This is a genomic window from Nostoc piscinale CENA21, assembly GCF_001298445.1.
GTDB lineage: Bacteria > Cyanobacteriota > Cyanobacteriia > Cyanobacteriales > Nostocaceae > Nostoc_B > Nostoc_B piscinale_A.
The window spans coordinates 6,399,337-6,415,171 of the sequence record NZ_CP012036.1; the positions used below are offsets into that span (position 1 = coordinate 6,399,337).

The window sequence follows — 15,835 nt, forward strand, 5'->3', positions numbered from 1 at the left end:
TTCGCTAATTTCTTTCATTTTGCTTACCTTCTCAAATTTTTAAAACAGGTATGTTCAGCATCAAATAAAAGCTTGACTGTACCTAATGCACCGTTACGGTGCTTGAGCAATATCACCTCAGCTAGTCCTCGATCTGGTGTGTCGTGGTTGTAGTACTCATCTCTGTACATCCCAATCACGATGTCAGCATCTTCTTCAATCCGCCCTGAATCTCTTAAATCACTCAAGCTAGGACGCTTGTTATTAGCTTTTTCTACATCCCGATTTAACTGCGACAATAGAATTACAGGAATGTCGCATTCACGGGCTAGGATTTTGAATCTGCGGGTAATGTCGCCAATTTCTTGAGCGCGTTTGTCACCCTCTGCCATCAGCTGCAAATAGTCAACAACGACTGCGGATAGCTGCCCTGATTTAGCAATTACTCGCTTGATTGTGGCAACCATTTCTAAAGGGGAAGACGTGAAGATGTCGGAAATGTAAAAAGGTATGCTCTCCATCTCGGTCATCTTTTGAACAAATAATTCCCACTGGGTTTGCGAAATTCGTCCAGAGCGGAAACAACTACTAGATATCCCAGTTTCACTAGAGGTGATGCGCCCTACAACTTGCTTCCTGTCCATCTCCAAACTAAATAGCAAGGTTGGTTTAGATGCGCGTTTGGCAATGTCATAAGCAATCTGGTGAGCAAAGGCGCTTTTACCCATTGATGGGCGACCAGCCACAATTACCAAATCTTGACGATGCAATCCACCGTTGAGAATCGCATCTAAATCATAAAAACCTGTGGGTATAGGCGCGATCGCCTCATCACCTGATGATAAATTTTCTAGCTGAGTGTATAAATCCAGCAAGATTGAACCAATCGGCTCAACCGATTTGTCTTCTTTGACAATCGCTTCTGATCGGATACTTGCAATTTGCTGCTCAAAGACAGCCAGCTTTTCTTGTACAGATGAACGCTCATTGCCACTTAAAATACCCTGCAAGCCCTCTATTCTGCGATCGGCATAAGATTCAACAATAACTTGAGCTAATGCGTCTACATTGGCACTTGTGACGGTACTAGAAAAAAGTTCGCCTAGCGTTGTTCTTCCTACCGACTCAAGTTTGCCTTCTCTTTTCAACTGCTGGCATAAAGCTGGAATGTTGATATTTTCGCCGCGATCGTGCATCGCCAGCATCGATTTAAAAATCGCTTGGTGCTTTGGAACAAAAAAGTATTCGCTCTTAAGGATGCCCACTACTCGAATCATAGCTTCGGGGTCTAGCAGCAGTGCGCCTAGCACCTGCATCTCCGCATCAATCACGTAAGATTCAATCATGACACTTTCCTGCGTTTGGCTTTCAATGCGTTCACTGTTTCAAGAAGTTCGGGGGAGAGGTTCGGAGCTATATATTCTTGCTGTGGTGGAGGTGAGTCCATGATTTCAAGGCTTTGTCGTTGCGACAATCTAGAATCACGCTCTTGCTTAAATTTTTGAAAGTCTTCCCACAAATCACAGGCGCGATCGCAGTTGTTTCTAATCTCCGCTTTTGCGTCAGCCAAAGTTTTACCCGGCTTGTCTTTGTATCTGGTTTCAAAAACCCACACAGCAAACTCTTCAACAGGTTTTGACTTTGAAACCATCCACGGATCAAAAGAATTTGACATATACGTGCCTTTTACCTGGTTGTAAAGGCGATTGATTAAAAACGGGTCTTCTCGCTTGTTCGCTTGTTCGGATTTGTTGAACTGCGGCGGAACTGGTGAAAGAACTTTTGGTTCTTCGGTATCCGAGGTTCCTGATTTATTTGACAACGAAGTGACTGTTTCGGAATGCGCCAATTCTTGAAAATAAGCTTGCTCTATTTCCTGGCTTTGAACGGCGATCGCGCTTGCTATTTCTTCAGGAATCTCCCACCCCTCTTCTTCCCCTTGGGGGGTAGGGGGGGTTATATCTGTTTTTTGATCTATTTTCTTGATCTGTTTATATATAGTTGACCGTGCCAATTTGGCATGTTGACCGTGCCAATTTGGCATGTTGACCGTGCCAATTTGGCATGTTGGATCTGGTGCTTTGGATTCATCATGCCAATTTGGCACGTTGGATTGCCTAAACTCTTCTATGGCTTGTAAATAAAGCTCTCCGATTTTTTCTTCGTTAACACGATAAAACTTTGTATTATCCTTGCCCTTATTGAATTGACCGCTTAAAACATATCCACTAGATTCTAGTTTGAGCAAAAGCCTCTGCAATGTTCTTTCGCTCCCTAGTGATGGATATCTTGCTTCCCATTCTTGATAGCTACCCCTTGTCCACCAATGCTCATTGTGAAAGTAATTATTGCGACAATGAATCATGTTGTTGTCGCACCAATCTTGAATGATTTCTATAAATAGCGCGGATTGTATGCCAATGTGATTGGCTACACCCCAGTGCAGCTTAGTAAAGGGGGTATTTTGTCTAGCGGCACGGTAAGCAGCGATCGCGGCAGAATTTTTCATGAATCAGACTCCGCCTCGAACAAAGATTGAACCCTGTCCACGCTTAACTCATTTAACGCTCTATTTTTTGCTAGATCGCGTCTAACAATCCTGAGAGTTTTTTTTAAATGCGGCAGCATAGCTCTCAGACAGGATATCGATTTTATACTCGTGCTTAACTTTGTCTATAATCTTTCTTCTTTCTTGTCCTTGTGACTTGAGGTACTGATCTAGCAACGTATGTAGACCTTGGACAACCTTGTTATCACTTGTCAAGATAAGGTTAAGCGACAACGAATAAATGTCACCATAACCCAGTTTGTTGGAGCAGTTGCTTGATTTGTCTACAATCCTTAGCCTTGTCTCCCATGATTTATGAGGGGGAGATTGCCCATTGCTTTTGTAAAACCATTCATCTAGCTTTTCTAGCCACCAATCAGGGATTTCAAACCATTCGCCATGAACTCTGTGCCGTGCTGCAAGCGCATGAATTCTATTTTCCTGCTGGTCTATGTCGCTTGTTTTGTAGAAGGTTAACAACCTTAAAGGGTATGGGCTTTGCGAACTATTTAATTCTAAAAATCTTTTAGACGGATCTCGTCTTGTTTTCCCGATTTTGTAGCGTGGCGTTCCAATTGCGTGAATTAAATATATGTAACCTTGAGTAGAGTTTGGTATGATCATTCTGTAACCTGCTGAATAGGTTGCCCCGCCTCCGGTTGTTGACAGCAACGCGGAGGCATTTTCGTTAATACCATTATCCCACTTAAAATAATAAGAATTAGGATAATTGTGTGAAGTTTTTGTAATTGTAATAATTGGTATCTTCATGGTATTATCCTTTTTGTTAGGTAGATGATATCAATTACTCTTAAACACCACCGATCGCCTCGCGTAAGGCGATTTTTTTATGGCTAAAAGAGTGATTGCTGATTGTAGGCGCGATCGCCCTTAATGTAGTCCTCAATTTCTGCTTCTAGGTTGGCTAATCTCTCCTTCAATTCGTAGCTAATATTTTCTTCCACCAACTTGATAAAACATTGAGTTTCTTCGCCAAACTCTAGGCAAGAAACAATAGTGATGTTTATGCCTTCCTCTGTTTCTTTGATGGTTATACTGGTAATTTTGCCGTTTACCCACAGTTCATCATCAAGTCCACATCTAGCCATGACGGTTTGATGAAGGATTTTCAATGCTTGGAAGAAACTTTTCTTTGGCTCATCTGTGTACTTGGATGTAAGCTTTTTAGTTTCTTTGTCTTCTGGTGGTAAGTCCTGGACAATTGACAGTTTAAAATCGTCGCCGTGGTCAATTTTTATCGACTGAATAAACAGGCTAGATTTTGGTTTTCTAAGCTGGGTTTCTGTGGCTTGCATTTAATGGCTTCCAAAGAATCAAAGGGAATGATTTTGGTTTTTCGGTAAGCGTGTAAGTTAAAGTGGCGCTGGGTGGGGTATTTGTGAAATAAGTTTGCACTTTTCCTTCTGCCTTTAATTGCCCTAATACACGCCACAAATCTTGGTAATTTCTAAGCTCAAGCGCGTCGTAAAGTTGACATGGGAATTTATCGCCCTTGCTCAGTTCCTGGATTATTTTTGTCTTTAGATCCACAGTTAATTTCCTCCGCCAATTGCAATTTCACGTCTAAATATCCAATTCGACTTGCTACCCAATCACTAGAAAAAGGTAGCTCAGGCGATCGCGTTTCAGCATAAGAAGCGATCGCGCCTGCGGTGAGTTGAATTTCTCGCATTAACGCGGCTAAGTCTTTGTGTTTAGGTGAAGCTTGGGGCTTCGTGGCATTCGACATAGTTTGCTCCTAAACGTCTTAATTCGTTGTCCTGCTCTAGCCAGTAAATGATGTCCTCCGATCTCATTTTTTGCAGTAGAGCTTGCTGAAAAAGGAATTCACGTTTGCATTTGAGTAGCTCAACTTGCAGGACATCGCCGTCTAGTCGGGCTTGGTTGATTCGGGGGGATAGAGACTGCGCGATCGCGCAATATTCCGCGTCAAATCTGTCAGCCACTAGCCCACGCAGATATTGATGTTCGGTCATATTTTTCTTAACTCGGACTCTTCATATCTGTGCTGGAATAAGTGCTTTTCGCCGTCCCATTCCACCAAGAACATTTCATTTTCAAAGCCAATGATTGTGCCTTTAGATTGATAGCGGACTTGGAATTTATCTGAATGGGAGACGCGATCACCGATTTTCAGTGAGTCGTCGCAGACATCAACCGAGTTTTTGAGTTCTTCGATTTTTTGCCTTTGCTGGGGAATGAGGTTTACCCAAATCTCTTGTTTGATTAGGTGGTAGCGATCGCTTAATTGTGAAACTTCTGCCCAAGTATTTACTTTTTGGAACGCCGCGATCGCGCTTGATAATTGCTCAAGTTGCTGTTTTTTTGTTTCTAACTGGGCTTCGTCTACACCTAAAATAATCGCCGCTGCCTTACGAAGTTCTGCCGCAAACCTTGGGTGTCCATTAGCCATCGCAGTTAAAGATAGCCCAAGCAATGTTACGGTTTCACGGGGGTTTTCTTCTGGGGCGGACTTAGCCATTGTTCTGAGGTGTAATTCTGGTTCTAGGTTTTCAACAACTTTTTTTGACCTGGGCATTGATTACTTTTTCGGCTTGCTTGGTGAAAGTGTTCCCCCAGTCCGCAAGAGGGCGATCCTCTAGGGCGCGTTCTAATTCCCCAATTCGATCGCGTAAAGAACGGTTCTCTTCTTCCAGTTGTCGCAAAGATTCCAGTTCAACCAACTGTCTTTGCAATTTGGCTACTTCCAAGGATTTAGTATTAGCTAAATCTTGCGCCGCTTTGATTTGATCATGCAGAGACGCGATCGCCAATCGCTCTGCCTCTCCCCGTATCCTGGACTCAATCTCCATCTCCAACCGCGCAATCTCTTGTCTGTGTTGTTCTTCGAGTTGCGCGATCGCCTCTTGGTATTGAGGTGGAAGTCTACGTTCTTGGGGGTAGGGTGAACTTGGGGTGGTGAGTTTCTTAACGCTGACTACCTCCGTCCCGCTAGGGAAGTCCGCAAGCATCTGCCTTGGGTTTCCCTTGATTTCTCTCACTGGGACTTCTACTCCGTCTCTTGGATCTCCAGGTGAGCAAAAGGTTGCCAAAGCCTGAACGGTAGAATCAGGGTTTGAGTCCTGTAGATGGAAACTAGTTTCCATCTGTTGCCCTGAAACGCCTATTTTTCGTTCTACCTCTTTACCGTTTTGGATGTGCTTGCGACGCTCAAACTTAATTACTTTGTTGTCGGTTTCTAGCTGATTGCGGACTTCGTTTACGGTCGTGTGGCTACATCCTAATATTTTGGCGATTTCACGATTACTCCATCGCACAAAATCAGAATTTTGTAATAAACGCGTAACTTGCTGTCGCTTGTCTTTGCACTTCTGCGCCTCGATTACATCTAATGCCAGCGATCGCACATTACTAGCCACCGACGAATTGAGTAGCATCCCCAACCGAATTGCTTCTCTTGGTGTCCAGTTATCCTCAGTAATACTGAACTCTTCGTGATGGACTGCAAGGATAGCCGCGATCGCGTCAGGATTAACCTCGTAATATTTGGCAACTTCTTCTGTGCCTACCGACCCTTCGGGATTGTGCCAAATAGCGGCGAATAGGCATTCAGTTTTTGATAGCAACGCATAAGATTGCTCCTGATTTAAAGAAGGTGCTTGAGATACCATTACACACCCCCTTCTTGCCCCAAAAGGCGCTCAACACGGGAGTAACCACCAAACCGGGCAAGCTCCGCATCACAGTAATCCTGAAATGTAAAATATCCTTTCTCTAAATAAAGTTTGCTGTCTCTCATTAGCTTCAAGTTTTCACGCAACTCTTTTGACTCTGCGGAGAGTGCGAAAAACTTTTGGTTTATGTTGCGATCGCGTGTAGAGAAATCTGTCATCACACACCTCCCGACACTTCGGTACACGGTGTGCTGCTATCCAGTAACGCTGAGGCTGTTTGATATCCACCCCATTCTTGAAGCTCTGTATTGCAATACTCCTCAAAGGAAGAGTACTTCTCTTGATAGAGGTGGCGATCACGGACAAACTTTAACTTAAATATTGCTAGGTGCTTGAGAAGCGCGATCGCTCCTAAGACTTCCTGGACACTAGACCGATGTACGGCAAATGCGATTGTGCTGGCAGTGGTTTGGGTCATAAAATTGTATTAGTAAATAAATATTGAGAAGCCACGACATCTACTAAATGCCGTGGCTGTTTTTAGCTATTAACTAGCTTTAGGTAATACAAGCCCTGACTCTATTAATTGATGCACTTCCCACCCAATCGTTAGGAGGAATTCAGCCGCATCATTTTTTGTTATTTCTCTTCGTTCTGCGAGCTGAGAAATTTTGTCTCGCAATTCACTTGATATTCGGATTTGTGGTTTTTCTCTAACTATTTGCTTGGTCATCGCATTTGTAATGTGTAATGCCCAATGACCAATATAGCATAAATGTGGCACTCTGCAATGACTATGCTATGCTGGTTTTGTTCATTGTGCAGTACACCGGAAATGTGAGACCCTTAATTTGGACAAAGGCTGGATTGATAAGGCTAGGAGAGATAATTCGACATAGCAGAGAAGCGAAAGGTTTGAATTTGCGTGATGCTGCTTGCATAATTTCTGCACAAACAGGCATAGAAGTTGCACATAATACTCTCGGAATGATCGAGAGGGGTGTCAGTGAGCCTAAATATAACACTTTGGCAGCGATCGCGGCGGCCGAATTTGTAGAGTTGGGCGATCGCACCTTGAATATTTACGATTTTATTGATATTGCTTCTGAAACTTTTTATATGAATGCATTAGCCGAATTAATAGAGGCGCACTTAAGAGAGGAATCGATGACGCTTGCTCAATTTTCTCAAAAAACAAAAGTAGAATTGAGCGATTTGGAAGCAGCGATGCGAGGGGAGCCAATAAAGACAAGCGAATTACGTATAATAACCGGATACCTAACAAATCCCCTGACAAAAAACAAATTTGGCACCCTAGAAGAAATAACAGACTATTGCGGAATGTACAGAGTAGGCGATTACTGGCAGCAATGCCACAGGACGACACAGAACGGCACCAACTTAACGAATTTAAGATAAGAATTCGCGGTTAATTGTCTTTACAATTCGAGCGAGTTCGCCCCGCCAACTTACTATTCTCGCATCAACAGTTAGACGGGCGACTCGCCCATCCATCATCTTAGCCACGTAAGAATAATTCCTCAATTCTCCGTCTTGAGAAAGCCTCTGCACATACTTCTCAAGTTCGTCGTCAAACCAAAAATCAGCCATGTTTTTACCCACCCAATCATTAGGGTGGGATTGACTGCTAAAAGTGATTAATTCGTTCGAGAATAATCCTTTGTGGTCTGACATACGAACGATTCCACAAGCGCCATTGTAGTTTAAGCACTCTGTTATCAAGTCGTCATTTAATGTGATGATTTTTAGCTCAGTTTTGTGTTCCATAACCTTAATTGAATGCCTAGTATCGGTATCTTTGATACCTATTGTTACCCAATTTATTTGGAATAATTCTCTGTTAATGATGAAGTTTAATGCTTGTTTTATGATGTCTTCTTGACGTAACAAAACGGCGTAATCTTCATGGCGATCGCAGATAATTAATACGCGATCGCTCATCAGAGAAACAGAACAGCTTTTAGAGATCAATTCAGCCAAATCAATGGCATTCAATGTTGACATTGTTACTTGCGATAGTAGGATTTTTATCAAAATAGAATTCAGGAGTCAGGAGTCAGAATTCTCCAATTGAATTCTGTACGACTGGCGGATGAATAAGTGGGTTTTAAACCCCCGCTAAATATTCGATTTAGCGGTCTACAATCAGTGGTGGGTTTGAATCCCCCATTGATTGATTCTGACTCCTGAATTCTGACTTCTGAATTCTTCTTCAATATATAAATAACACCTTTAATTATTAAAAATATAGCGTTCATTTATTTGTTGTTTTATGATCTATTAAATAGTCAGTCGTGTTTTATACATCAACTTGGGCATAATATACGAGGTGTGTATATTAGCTTGATATGGATAGGCGATCGCGGCGGAGATTGGCGGATATTTTGATGAGAGTGAAGGGCGATCGCTCAGTGCGCCAGTTTGCGTTAGATTTGGATGTGGCGGTTGGTACTGTGCAAAATTGGATGAGTGGCTCTGGATTGCCTAATGCTGAGAATATAGAAAAAATTGCAACGGCGGCGGGGATGTCTGTGCAGGAATTTTATGATTATTTGAGTGGAGATGAAAAAACCCTTGAACAAAAAAGCTCAAGGGATATTTTTCAGATTGCTGTGCGTAATTTGGATGATGAGGGGATTAGGGAATTGATTGTGTTGTTAGTGGGGGTAGTGGGGAGGGGTTAGGGACGGTCAGGTTTGTCTTGAAGACCGCAATGTGGGTATTGATTTCTGATTGAAATATTGGGCGCGTATTAGCAAATAGTCGCCAGTTTTCATGTTTTGTTACCTCCCCATTGAGAACATACAGAACCGCAAAGCCTTCTTTGGTATGAATATCGCAATAATTTTCTTTATCGTTAACGCTTTTGACAACGTAAACCGCGTTTTCGTCATAACCTTTGTAATTTCCTTTAATGATCAAAAAGTCGTCGCGTTTTAGCTCCGCAATATTGTTTACTTGCCGTCCTGGAATATTATTCACCGCGATCGCTCCTAGTTTTGCTCCTAAGTTGTGGTTTTATTAGTAAAAGCCTCTTTTGGGGTTTTACCGGAGCCTTGAAGTGTAATATATTCCCCGTCCACAAGTTCACGACTACAAAAAGCGAACTTCCCCTCAAGGATGCCGTATTCCCAAGCAATAGCCAAAGGGTTCTCCTCCTCCATAGCTATTGCCTCGTAAGTGCTGCGGGTAGCTCGAATCTCGTAAGGGATGTCAAGGCAGTTTTTTTACTAATGCTTCAAACTGCTGTATATTCATCGCGATCGCTCCCACATTCCTACTTGTTTTTGTAATTCGTCGAATATTGCTGCAATCTCTGGCTGTTCGTGCATTTTTATGGTATCCGCATACTTGAGCAATGACCTCTTGTTCTTCTTCCGTCCAATCTTTTGTGACTGGCAGTTTTAATCTAAGTAACATTAGCCGCGATCGCTCTTTGGGTTTGGGTAAGGAAAATTCTCTACATAACTTGGAGGAAGTGACTGGTAGCACGGCCCCTCTTTGGCAACAAATCGCGTATCACCGCACTCGTAGCACCTCCAAAGCCCATCCCAGAAGTTTAGACACTTAAAACTAGGATGTCCGCATTCTGGGCAAAACAAAGGGTATCTTGGTAAAGTTTTGAACATCGCGATAGCTCCTACTTAATAAGTAATAGTGGGCAGATTTCTAGGCTTTTGCGTTCTGCGCTTCCTTTTCATAGCCCTCAATTTTTCTTTCAATGCTGTACTCCAAGAGGTACGAAACCAAGTTGGAAACCGATCTACCTTCGGATTCGGCCAACCTCTCTAACCTTTCGTAGAGCTTGTCTGGAATGCTTGCACTTAGCCGCTTCATTATTGTTTTACTCACGCGTTACACCTCAATTACATCACATTACTTTAATCCTACAGCATTTTTATGTAAATATGCTTGACAAGTGATGTAAATCTGCATAACATTAGGTATAGAAGCAAAAACAAAGGCGATCGCGCCTCCGACCAAGAAGAAAGCGATCGCCTTAACCCAAAAAGGTCTATTACAATGTACCAAATTTATTCAATCGATACGCTCAAGGTTAAAAGTTTAGTTGAGTTGAAGGCGATTGCTCAACCAATTGGCGCAGTAGCTCAAGATAAACGCTCCAAGCAATCATGGATTGATGCAATTGAAGCCAAGCAGCCCCAACCAGTGCAGCCAGTTAATTTTGATGTTGATGGTAGTGATGTTGTGGTTGATGGGGTAGTGATCGCGTCCATCGAACAGGATGATAATTTAACTCAACCTTATTTTGTAGCAATTAACGGCGTTGAAATTTTCCGTGATGCCGCTTGGGGTAAGTGCTTCTCGTATATCTGCTGGCATTACAAGCAAGGCACTTTACCAATCCCCTCCGAACCCGCCGATGATTATTTATTTCACGAAGAACTTAATAGGGTTGCCGCCGAAGTGGTTGAAGCACAACAGCCCGCGCAATTACCGCAAGTTGGTGATTCTCATTTTATCGGCAACTACTTTTTAAGATGCGCTCAAGTCAGCGGGGATTGTGCTGCTGTGTGGGATGTAAGTTGCGATGGCGCGGTGATGGGTGAAATCAGGATGGGGTGGGATTGCTTCTGGTCTCACACCATGAGTTTAGGATCGTTTGCTACGCCACAAGAAGCAGTAATTGATCTACACGAATTTGCTCAAGAATTAATCGCAGTTTAAATCATCAAAAGCGATCGCCCCTCTGCCAAGAAGTCAGCGATCGCTGTCCACCACTCAAGATGAACACCATGAAGAATATCACAAAGTCTGCACTGTTGCTGGTGCTTCTGCTTGCCATGCCCATCTGTGCTGTTGATGTACCACAGACAACAGAAAGACCAAAAGCCAAAACAGACAGAACCGGGAGGGGTTAGAAAAACTCCCTTCGACAACGACAAGCCCAAGTATATAATCCCTGGCGAATAATCCCAAAGCAAAAGGCGGACTCGCTACAAATCCGCCGCCACACAAAAACTGTAAACGTTGAGAATCAAATCATAATTATGCTGAAATATAACGCAACCATCATCATTTTTACAACCGTTTTATCTGCTGGGATCTCCCTGTCCAACCAACACGCGATCGCCTTTGGTCATGCTGTAGCGATCGCTAATCGTGGGTGCGATCGCCGTGAAGAAAATTGTGTCAAGCAAATTAAACCAGTTGTGCGTGTCCGCCAAAGATGGACTGGCAAGCCCCCAAAAATGCAACTATTAAATATCCAGTGCGACAAGGGTAAACCATTGCCTGGGTTCCAAGGTGACGCAGTTGCTTGCAAAAAGCAATGGGAACAACAGCAGCGTGAGCAATTGAGACGAGATGCTTACGTTCCAAGCGATAACGGGCAACCAGATAGTGAAAATGGGACGGGTACACGGTGATGAGGAGGATTGTAGATTTACGGCGTTCACCGTTAGGTGTGCCGTAGGTATCGCGTCTCTTGTCTCCACATCAATTCCTAAAATCTCGATTTATCAGTGGTAACAACTATGAGCTTAGACCAATTAATCACCAGCGCCTACAACAAATACCAAGCCGAAATAAAAGCCCAAAAAGAGGCGAAAGAAGCTGAAGAGCACCGCTGGGTTGACAACGCGATCGCTGAATTTAAAGCTTTTCTTGATAAAGCAATCCCACCTGAAATACAACTAGAATTAGGGATTGAAATTAAGGCGGTCTATAATCAATCAGCTTGGGCAGAATTCACGTTTTGCAGTGAATTGTTGACAATTTGCAGGTATGGGAGTGAAAGACTGAACCTCAACAAAGGTGGGCATACTCTGGGGGGTAAATATATTGACTCCGGTTATTTCCTGAATGTTTTGCTAACTGAATTAGGGAAAATCAGGGCAGAATTTCCAACCATCAACCTTGAAGAAGTCGAAAGTATTCAAATCAAACTGGAGAGCCACTATATAGGAGTTAAGGCGATCGCAAGCTCATCCGATACTTGGAAGCAATTATGCGATCGCAGCCCAGAAATCAAAAAATATTTAGAAGATGCGCTTTGTAATTTAGAGATGGCGATCGGGTATTTAGAAGAGGTGATCAAGGAATGATTACTCCAGAAATCAGGGAGGAATTGCGCCGTATTCAAATCGATTTAAAGAAACCTTTTCCCCCTTCTTTTCATCAGATTAGAGAATTACCAGGGAAGGGTTACTGGGCGTTTGTCCCGCATCAAGTTATCCGCCAAAGATTAGATGAGGTCGCCCCTGAATGGCTATCTGATTTCTCTTCTGTGGAAGTATTGGGTTCTGACGCAGTTTGCCGTTGTGCTATCACAATTTTGGGCATACGCAAAGAAGCAATTGGTAGCGTTCCGCTAGTCGCTGCCACCAATAAAGATGGCAAAGATGTCAGTCGTGGTAGTGCGGCTGACAGGGTATCCGCCGAGGCTTTTAAGAACGCTGCTGAAGCATGGGGCGTAGGTGTTTATCTGGACGATCAGGCTTTTGTGGCAACTTACCTCAGCAAAAACGCGGAAGAACTGAGCGATAAGGTAAAAAACGAACTGCGATCGCTTATCACATACCTTAGAAATAAAGGTGAACTACTTCCACCTAATTCGACTGTTAGCGCCAAGCCGATTCCGAAAACTCAACAATCAACAGTTAAAGAAGGCTCGATTCTGCATGATATGAGTGGCGTTTCTCCAGCAAAAACCATTTCTAAGGCACAAGCCCAAAGATTATGGGCGATCGCACGCAATGAACTTAAGTTGTCAGACACCGATGTTAAGGCGGTATTTGTAGAGTTTGGGGTTGAGTCAACTAACAATATTCTGGCAACTGACTACAACAAAATAATTGAACGGTTGAAGGCTTATGGACAGTTTTGAAGGTGTAGTGATGCAAAAATCCAAGGTAATAGCCATCGGAAGACGAAAATACAAACGCGCTTTGCTAGAGATGCAAAGAGCTATCGAGCTAGAACTTGAAAGCCTAGAAAAAGATGGCGACAGCTTTGAGTCTAGCGATGGCATATAGGAATCATATTTGATTTTTGAAAAAAAACAAGAGATAATACGGAGACAGGTAATAAGTATAAGGAAGAACAATGCTGAATCAGCACTTGCAGCAGGCGATCGCTGAACTAGAGGAATTTATAGTTCAAAATATAAATGCCCGTGAAGCGAGAAAAGGATTAGCAGTAAAGCTGGTTTATCAAGGTTACTTATATGAGGAAATCAAGAAAATTCTTGGTGTTTCACTTGGTTCAATAACAGGTTGGAAACAAGTATATGAGGAGAATGGTGTTGATGGTCTAAGACTAAATTATAAAGGAAGAAAAAGCTATTTGAGTAATGAGCAGCGAGAGGAAGTATTGAGTTGGCTTCAAACAAAGGATTATTGGGAAATAGGAGAATTAGAGTATAAACTAGCTTTTGAATACGATGTAGTTTACGAAACGAAAAAAAGTTACTACGATTTGTTTAAAGCAGCAGGAATAAGTTGGAAAAAAAACACGAAAGTTAACCCAAAAGCCGACCCAGATGCTGTTGATGCAAAAAAAAAGAGATTGAAACATTGTTGGAAAACAACCGGAGCGAAATTGAAACAGGTAAATTAAGAGTGCTACTGATTGATGAATGTCATTTAATGTGGGGAGACTTAAGTGGTTATATATGGGGTAAAACAGACCAAGAAATTATGGTTCCGGTGGTCAATGAACGAGAGAAACAAACATATTATGGAGCCATTGACTATCTTCAAGGAGAATTAATACTTAAAACTTATGATGCTGGAAATTCCCAAAATACGATTGATTATCTACGTTATTTGCTAGATGAGTCTCCTAATCAGCAATTATTAATTTTTTTGGGATGGTGCTAGTTACCATCGTTCTCAAGAAATTAAGAATTTTTTTGGATGAACTGAATAAAGGACTTTCAACTGACCAGTGGAAAATACACTGCGTTCGTTTTGCTCCTAATTGTCCAACACAAAACCCTATTGAGGATGTTTGGTTGCAAGCCAAAACCTGGGTTCGACGTTTTTGTGCTTTGCTCCCTTCATTTTCTCATTTAAAATGGATGTTTGAATGGTTTATCCGTCACACTACCTTTGATTTTCCCACTCTTCAGATGTACGGAGCTTTTTCAAAAATCAAATATTAGTCCTATAGGTAACGTTCCGGGTTTACCTACAGAGGCTGCACGCATTCCACCTTGATCGGAAGCAGCAGCTTCAGCAATTTTCGCTCTTCTGGCGCGAATTGCTGCGGCTACCTGTGCTACTCCTGTCGCAGTACCCCCAATTGCGGAAGGATTGCTGCATAAAATCGCCGAGTTATCTCCACGCTGCGGTGTTTTTTCTTTAGAATTATTTTCAGGTTTTACTAGCAAGCTTTTAGCCAAACTATCTAAGTAAGGCTCCATTTCTAATGCTCGGAGAACGTCTGCTGCTGACTGGTAGCGATTGCGTACGGAAACATCTAACATTTTTCGTAATACACCAGTCAAGTGATCACTCACATGCACCAAATGTTCCCACATCATTTCCCCTGTGGTGGGGTTGTAATCTAAATCTTTAGGGGTTTTGCTGGTGAGCAAATAAATACAAGTTACTCCCAGGGCGTAGATATCACTAGCATAAACCGGACGCATCGCCATTTGTTCAGGAGGTGCGAAGCCAGGGGTACCAATTGCATAGGCGGTTAAGGCGGTCTGTCCTGATTGACTCGGCGCAGCTTGAGTAACATGGTTTTTGACAGCACCAAAGTCAATTAGCACCATTCGGGCATCTTGAGTACGACGAATTAAATTGGCTGGTTTGATATCACGGTGAATTACCTTCTGCTCATGGATGTATTGCAGTACAGGTAACATTTCACTCAAAAACTGTTTAACGCCAACTTCAGTCAATACTCCATTAGCTTTGACTTCCTGTTGCAAGGTAGCACCACTAATGTATTCCTGAACTAGATAGAATTGTTCCTGTTCTTCAAAATAGTCAAGTAATCTGGGGACTTGAGGATGGTTGCCAATTTTACCCAAAGTTCTGGCTTCACGCTCAAATAGTTCTCGCGCCATTTGCAAAACATGGGGTGCGTTTCCTGATGGTCGTAGTTGCTTGATGACGCAACTTGGTTCTCCTGGTAAAGCTTCATCTTGAGCCAGAAAGGTTGCGCCAAAGCCTCCTTGACCTAACGGTTTACTCACCCGATAGCGATCGCGCAGCAGTAGGCGCGAGCCGCAAGACTGACACCTTTGGCTATATACCACATTTTCTGGATTGGGACAGGTTGGATTTAAGCAGTAGCTCATGCACTGTCAACTCGCTGCGCGAAAATGGCCGGGAGCGTTACGCTCTAGTTTAATTATTTAGACCAAAACCTACTCTGGGCAGGTAATTTATGCTGGAAATCCTTTGAAGAGTTCCTAAAGTTCGACTGGTTTATCTAAGCGATCATCACAACAAGATAGCTGATTTACAGCGCGATCGTCAGTAGTTATCAAGCTATTTGTGTAATAAGTTATTTTCAACTAAAAATCCTAAGTATTTTTACAGTCACGTAAGTAGTGCTGAGTTGAAAGTGCTGAGTGCTGAGTTTAGAAAGCGCCGTAGGCGCTAATGTTCTCAATTGCTTGGCAAATTAGTACTGAGTATTCAGCACTCAG

Annotated in this window: 23 protein-coding genes and 2 pseudogenes; 9 read left to right on the forward strand and 16 right to left on the reverse strand. The window is 42.7% G+C overall.

Annotation, left to right across the window (positions count from 1 at the left end):
- Positions 1-23: 23 nt before the first annotated feature.
- From dnaB to ACX27_RS32620, 10 genes are all read right to left on the reverse strand, one after another.
- Positions 24-1,325, reverse strand: coding sequence for a replicative DNA helicase (dnaB, locus tag ACX27_RS27455; RefSeq protein ID WP_062297171.1), 1,302 nt, complete (start codon positions 1,323-1,325; stop codon positions 24-26).
- Positions 1,322-2,488: a hypothetical protein gene (locus ACX27_RS27460; RefSeq protein WP_062297177.1), complete on the reverse strand. Its 1,167-nt coding sequence runs from the start codon at positions 2,486-2,488 to the stop codon at positions 1,322-1,324. The genes dnaB and ACX27_RS27460 overlap by 4 nt, the downstream gene beginning before the upstream one ends.
- 81 nt (positions 2,489-2,569) lie before the next feature.
- Positions 2,570-3,298: a GIY-YIG nuclease family protein gene (locus ACX27_RS27465; RefSeq protein ID WP_062297188.1), complete on the reverse strand. Its 729-nt coding sequence runs from the start codon at positions 3,296-3,298 to the stop codon at positions 2,570-2,572.
- Positions 3,299-3,381: 83 nt separating this feature from the next.
- Positions 3,382-3,843: a hypothetical protein gene (locus ACX27_RS27470; protein ID WP_062297200.1), complete on the reverse strand. Its 462-nt coding sequence runs from the start codon at positions 3,841-3,843 to the stop codon at positions 3,382-3,384.
- A 188-nt stretch (positions 3,844-4,031) separates the two neighbouring features.
- Entirely contained in the window at positions 4,032-4,277 is a 246-nt protein-coding gene (locus tag ACX27_RS27475) for a hypothetical protein (protein ID WP_144427547.1), read from the reverse strand.
- Positions 4,278-4,520: 243 nt separating this feature from the next.
- On the reverse strand, positions 4,521-5,087 hold the full coding sequence (locus tag ACX27_RS27485; protein WP_062297206.1) for a hypothetical protein: 567 nt from the start codon (positions 5,085-5,087) through the stop codon (positions 4,521-4,523).
- Entirely contained in the window at positions 5,062-6,180 is a 1,119-nt protein-coding gene (locus tag ACX27_RS27490; RefSeq protein ID WP_062297208.1) for a helix-turn-helix domain-containing protein, read from the reverse strand. The genes ACX27_RS27485 and ACX27_RS27490 overlap by 26 nt, the downstream gene beginning before the upstream one ends.
- Positions 6,180-6,401 (reverse strand): hypothetical protein, encoded by a 222-nt coding sequence (locus tag ACX27_RS27495; protein ID WP_062297209.1) that lies wholly within the window; start codon positions 6,399-6,401, stop codon positions 6,180-6,182. Before ACX27_RS27495 ends, ACX27_RS27490 begins: the two co-directional genes overlap by 1 nt.
- Positions 6,401-6,661 carry a hypothetical protein gene (locus ACX27_RS27500; protein WP_062297211.1) on the reverse strand — a complete coding sequence of 87 codons (261 nt, stop codon included), beginning with the start codon at positions 6,659-6,661 and terminating at the stop codon, positions 6,401-6,403. Before ACX27_RS27500 ends, ACX27_RS27495 begins: the two co-directional genes overlap by 1 nt.
- A 69-nt stretch (positions 6,662-6,730) precedes the next feature.
- Positions 6,731-6,916, reverse strand: a complete 186-nt coding sequence (locus tag ACX27_RS32620; protein ID WP_062297212.1) for a hypothetical protein — start codon at positions 6,914-6,916, stop codon at positions 6,731-6,733.
- Positions 6,917-6,933: 17 nt separating this feature from the next.
- Between ACX27_RS32620 and ACX27_RS27510 the strand changes: the two genes are divergently transcribed.
- Positions 6,934-7,602, forward strand: coding sequence for a helix-turn-helix domain-containing protein (locus tag ACX27_RS27510; protein ID WP_062297214.1), 669 nt, complete (start codon positions 6,934-6,936; stop codon positions 7,600-7,602).
- Here the strand turns inward: ACX27_RS27510 and ACX27_RS27515 are convergent.
- Entirely contained in the window at positions 7,594-8,208 is a 615-nt protein-coding gene (locus ACX27_RS27515) for a hypothetical protein (protein ID WP_062297215.1), read from the reverse strand. The genes ACX27_RS27510 and ACX27_RS27515 overlap by 9 nt on opposite strands.
- 344 nt (positions 8,209-8,552) lie before the next feature.
- Between ACX27_RS27515 and ACX27_RS27520 the strand changes: the two genes are divergently transcribed.
- On the forward strand, positions 8,553-8,888 hold the full coding sequence (locus ACX27_RS27520) for a helix-turn-helix domain-containing protein (protein WP_083468856.1): 336 nt from the start codon (positions 8,553-8,555) through the stop codon (positions 8,886-8,888).
- On the opposite strand, the gene ACX27_RS32040 is transcribed toward ACX27_RS27520, so the two are convergent.
- On the reverse strand, positions 8,842-9,186 hold the full coding sequence (locus ACX27_RS32040; RefSeq protein ID WP_144427548.1) for a hypothetical protein: 345 nt from the start codon (positions 9,184-9,186) through the stop codon (positions 8,842-8,844). The two genes, ACX27_RS27520 and ACX27_RS32040, sit on opposite strands and share 47 nt — an antisense overlap.
- Positions 9,187-9,209: 23 nt before the next feature.
- A complete protein-coding gene (locus ACX27_RS32625) occupies positions 9,210-9,350 on the reverse strand; it encodes a hypothetical protein (protein WP_158507429.1) in 141 nt (46 codons plus the stop codon).
- A 212-nt stretch (positions 9,351-9,562) separates the two neighbouring features.
- Between ACX27_RS32625 and ACX27_RS32045 the strand changes: the two genes are divergently transcribed.
- Positions 9,563-9,775 (forward strand): hypothetical protein, encoded by a 213-nt coding sequence (locus ACX27_RS32045; protein WP_144427549.1) that lies wholly within the window; start codon positions 9,563-9,565, stop codon positions 9,773-9,775.
- Between the two features lie 98 nt (positions 9,776-9,873).
- Here ACX27_RS32045 and ACX27_RS35900 read toward each other — a convergent pair whose 3' ends face one another.
- Positions 9,874-10,041 carry a ribbon-helix-helix domain-containing protein gene (locus ACX27_RS35900; protein ID WP_083468857.1) on the reverse strand — a complete coding sequence of 56 codons (168 nt, stop codon included), beginning with the start codon at positions 10,039-10,041 and terminating at the stop codon, positions 9,874-9,876.
- A 75-nt stretch (positions 10,042-10,116) separates the two neighbouring features.
- Between ACX27_RS35900 and ACX27_RS27530 the strand changes: the two genes are divergently transcribed.
- Complete coding sequence (locus tag ACX27_RS27530) at positions 10,117-10,893, forward strand: hypothetical protein (protein WP_144427550.1); 777 nt, start codon at positions 10,117-10,119, stop codon at positions 10,891-10,893.
- A 4-nt stretch (positions 10,894-10,897) separates the two neighbouring features.
- Here the strand turns inward: ACX27_RS27530 and ACX27_RS32630 are convergent, their stop codons facing one another.
- Positions 10,898-11,062, reverse strand: a complete 165-nt coding sequence (locus ACX27_RS32630) for a hypothetical protein (protein WP_158507430.1) — start codon at positions 11,060-11,062, stop codon at positions 10,898-10,900.
- Positions 11,063-11,216: 154 nt separating this feature from the next.
- On the opposite strand from ACX27_RS32630, the gene ACX27_RS27535 reads away from it, so the two are divergent.
- The 5 genes and pseudogenes from ACX27_RS27535 to ACX27_RS32050 form a co-directional block, all read left to right on the forward strand.
- Entirely contained in the window at positions 11,217-11,594 is a 378-nt protein-coding gene (locus ACX27_RS27535) for a hypothetical protein (protein WP_062297223.1), read from the forward strand.
- 108 nt (positions 11,595-11,702) lie between these two features.
- A complete protein-coding gene (locus tag ACX27_RS27540; RefSeq protein WP_062297225.1) occupies positions 11,703-12,272 on the forward strand; it encodes a hypothetical protein in 570 nt (189 codons plus the stop codon).
- Positions 12,269-13,054 carry a Rad52/Rad22 family DNA repair protein gene (locus ACX27_RS27545; protein WP_062297226.1) on the forward strand — a complete coding sequence of 262 codons (786 nt, stop codon included), beginning with the start codon at positions 12,269-12,271 and terminating at the stop codon, positions 13,052-13,054. Before ACX27_RS27540 ends, ACX27_RS27545 begins: the two co-directional genes overlap by 4 nt.
- Positions 13,041-13,202, forward strand: a complete 162-nt coding sequence (locus ACX27_RS32635; RefSeq protein WP_158507431.1) for a hypothetical protein — start codon at positions 13,041-13,043, stop codon at positions 13,200-13,202. Before ACX27_RS27545 ends, ACX27_RS32635 begins: the two co-directional genes overlap by 14 nt.
- 94 nt (positions 13,203-13,296) lie before the next feature.
- Positions 13,297-14,332, forward strand: a pseudogene (locus ACX27_RS32050) (IS630 family transposase); the annotation flags it as partial.
- A gap of 9 nt (positions 14,333-14,341) precedes the next feature.
- Here the strand turns inward: ACX27_RS32050 and ACX27_RS27560 are convergent.
- Positions 14,342-15,481: pseudogene (locus tag ACX27_RS27560) on the reverse strand (protein kinase domain-containing protein); the annotation flags it as partial.
- Between the last annotated feature and the right edge of the window lie 354 nt (positions 15,482-15,835).